A 366-nucleotide genomic window follows, 5' to 3' on the forward strand; every position below is an offset into this window, starting at 1 on the left:
CAAGGCGCCGCTGAAGCAGCCGACCGCACCGGGCTCCACGCCGGTTACCCCGGCGGTGGTGGCCGAGGGCGCGCTTTGCCAGCGCCGCATTCTTATGAACACCATTAATGCGGAACTGATAGCGCTCGATGCCGACACCGGCGCGTTTTGCCCTGATTTCGGCACCAATGGCCGCGTCGACCTGAAGATCGGTCTCGGCGATGCGCCGGACCCGCAATATGTGTTGACCTCCGCACCTACGCTTGCCGGCACGACTGTCGTTGTCGGCGGCCGTATCGCCGACAACGTTCAGGTCGATATGCCCGGCGGTGTGATGCGCGGTTTCGATGTGGTGACGGGCGCGCTTCGCTGGGCCTTCGACCCTGG

General features: G+C 65.3%; 1 pseudogene. It reads left to right on the forward strand.

Features of this window, described 5'->3' with window-relative positions:
• Positions 1-366, forward strand: a pseudogene (locus EN804_RS35170) (membrane-bound PQQ-dependent dehydrogenase, glucose/quinate/shikimate family); the annotation flags it as partial.

Origin of the sequence: Mesorhizobium sp. M8A.F.Ca.ET.161.01.1.1, from assembly GCF_004792105.1 — a bacterium.
In the GTDB taxonomy this organism is placed as follows: domain Bacteria; phylum Pseudomonadota; class Alphaproteobacteria; order Rhizobiales; family Rhizobiaceae; genus Mesorhizobium.